Below are 2,735 nucleotides of genomic sequence, written 5' to 3' on the forward strand. Positions count from 1 at the left end.
CGTCGAAGTCGACCTGACCGGCACCCCGACCCTGCGCTACCTCGAAGACCTGGTGATCGCATGACCGACCAGACCACCGTGATCGAGCTGCCGGTCAACGGCCACGTCGACTTCACCCACGCACTGGAGTCCTTCCTCATCTCCCCGTGGGTGCGCGACGGCTAGGACCTTGTGCGACCCATGCGCACCTGCGCGGGCGATGCCACGATCACCACCGCACGGATTCGTCAGACCGCGCCGACCACGCTGACCGCCACCCTGACCGGCCCCGACCTCGACACCGCCACCGTCGCGGCGGGGCACCGCAACGTGTCCCCCGGCCCGCTCACGGTGGGTATCTGCGCCGAATACGACGCGCTGCCCGAGATCGGGCACGCCTGCGGGCACAACATCATCGCCGCGTCCGCGGTCGGCGCCGCGCTCGGCCTCGCCGAAGTCGCCGATCAGCTCGGCCTCACCGTCGTCGTGCTCGGCACGCCCGCCGAGGAGAGCGGCGGCGGCAAGGTGCTCATGCTCGAAGCGGGGGCCTTCGACGACATCGCGATGGCGATGATGGTGCACCCCGGTCCCGCCGATATCGTCGGCGCGCGTTCGCTGGCACTGGCCGACCTCGCGATCACCTTCCACGGCCGCGAGGCGCACGCCAGCGCCGCGCCGGAACTGGGCCGCAACGCGGGCGACGCGGTGACGCTGACCCAGGTCGCCGTCGGCCTGCTGCGCCAGCATCTGCGGCCCGGCCAGCAGCTGCACGGTATAGTGTCCGACGGCGGCGTAGCCCCCAACATCGTGCCCGGACGGGCGGAATTGCTGTACTACCTCCGCGCGGCCGACTCCGCGTCACTCGACGACCTGATGCGCCGAGCGAAGGCGTGTTTCGAGGCGGGCGCCCTGGCGACCGGCTGCACGCACGACATACGGACGCTCGCGCCCACCTATACCGAGCTCACCCCCGATCCAGTTCTCTCGGCTGCCTACCGCGCGCAGATCACCGGACTGGGCAGGACGCCGATCGCGCCCGAGCTCGAGGTGCTGCGGCCGCTCGGGAGCACCGACATGGGCAACGTCACCAACGTCATCCCGGGTATCCACCCGGTCATCGGCATCGACGCCGGCGGCGCGGTGACGCATCAGCCGGACTTCGCCGCCGCCGCGGTGAACGCCTCGGCGGATCGCGCGGTGCTCGACGGCGCGCTGGCGTTGGCGCGTACCGCTGTCGCGGTGGCACGCGATGAAGTACACAGAGACAGGTTGTTGCAACGGCTGGTCGAACGACAGGAGGACATTCGGTGAGCATTTCCGGCTATTCGGGCACCGCGCGCGCAGGCGCCGAGTCGCTATCGATGGACGTGGACGTCCACTCGGTGATGCGCGAGAACGCGGTGTGTCCGACCATGCCGGACGCCGAGCGAATCGAGATGTCAGGAGCGGAGATCGTCGACGCGTGGCTGGCCGAGCACACCGCCGACCTGGTGCAGTGGCGTCGGCACATCCACGCCAACCCGGAACTGTCGCGCGCGGAGTTCGCCACCACCGAGTTCGTCTCGGGCTGGCTCACCAAGGCGGGCCTGAGCTGGGAGGTGCTGCCCGGCGGTACCGGCCTGATCTGCGATCTGGGCCCCACCGACGCCCCGCGGATCGCGCTGCGCGCCGACATGGACGCGTTGCCGATGCAGGAGTTCACCGGCCTGAGCTTCGCCTCCACCGTGCCCGGCGTCTCGCACGCCTGCGGGCACGACGCGCACACCACGGTGTTGCTCGGCGCCGCGCTGGCGCTGGCCGAAGCCGAGGACCGGCTGCCGGTGGGCGTGCGCCTGGTGTTCCAGCCCGCCGAGGAGGTGATGCCGGGCGGTGCGCTCGATGCCGTCGCGGCGGGCGCCATGCGTGGCGTCGACCGGATCTTCGCGTTGCACTGCGATCCGCGGCTCGAGGTCGGCAAGGTGGGCATGCGTACCGGCGCGATCACCTCCGCCGCCGACACGGTCGAACTCGTCCTCGACTCGCCCGGCGGGCACACCTCACGCCCGCATCTCACCAGCGATCTGGTGTACGCGATCGGCACCGTGATCACCGGACTGCCCGGGCTGCTGAGCCGCCGGGTCGACCCGCGGACCAGCACCGTGATGGTGTGGGGCGCGGTGAGCGCGGGCAAGGCGCCCAACGCCATCCCGCAGACCGGCATGCTCACCGGCACCGTTCGCACCGGCGATCACGCCACCTGGCTGGAGCTCGAGCCGCTGGTCCGCGAGATCGTCGACAGCCTGCTCGCCCCGACGGGGGTGCGCTTCCAGCTCAACTACAAGCGCGGCGTGCCGCCGGTGGTCAACGACCCGACCTCGGCGCTGATGTTCGAGAACGCGATCCTGGCCCTCGGCCCGGACGCACTGGCCGACACCCCGCAGTCCGGCGGCGGCGAGGACTTCTCCTGGTACCTGGAGCACGCCCCGGGCGCGATGGGACGCCTCGGCGTCTGGTCGGGCACCGGCGACCAGCTCGACCTGCACCAGCCCACGTTCGACATCGACGAACGAGCCTTGGCGGTCGGTGTCCGCACGCTGACGAACATCATCCTCCAGGCGCCGAGCAGCACTGGAGAACAGGGATAGCCCACCCGGGTACGGCCGTGGGGGGGGGGGGGGGGGGGGGGGGGGGGGGGGGGGGGGGGGGGGGGGGGGGGGGGGGGGGGGGGGGGGGGGGGGGGGGGGGGGGGGGGGGGGGGGGGGGGGGGGGGGGGGGGG

Annotated in this window: 2 protein-coding genes; both read left to right on the forward strand. The window is 72.1% G+C overall.

The genetic code is table 11. The features are described from left to right. Window positions 1-180 precede the first annotated feature (180 nt). Window positions 181-1,290 carry an amidohydrolase gene (locus QH270_RS26990; RefSeq protein ID WP_280346867.1) on the forward strand — a complete coding sequence of 370 codons (1,110 nt, stop codon included), beginning with the start codon at window positions 181-183 and terminating at the stop codon, window positions 1,288-1,290. 125 nt (window positions 1,291-1,415) lie between these two features. Next, window positions 1,416-2,603, forward strand: coding sequence for a M20 family metallopeptidase (locus tag QH270_RS26995; protein WP_280346868.1), 1,188 nt, complete (start codon window positions 1,416-1,418; stop codon window positions 2,601-2,603). Window positions 2,604-2,735: the final 132 nt, after the last annotated feature.

This window comes from Nocardia neocaledoniensis (assembly GCF_029868625.1).
Classification (GTDB): Bacteria; Actinomycetota; Actinomycetes; order Mycobacteriales; family Mycobacteriaceae; genus Nocardia; species Nocardia neocaledoniensis_A.

Excerpts from the sequence above, each read along its gene's own strand:
- QH270_RS26990 (WP_280346867.1), top strand. The coding sequence starts at position 181 with ATGCGCACCTGCGCGGGCGATGCCACGATCACCACCGCACGGATTCGT.
- QH270_RS26995 (WP_280346868.1), top strand. The coding sequence starts at position 1,416 with ATGTCAGGAGCGGAGATCGTCGACGCGTGGCTGGCCGAGCACACCGCC.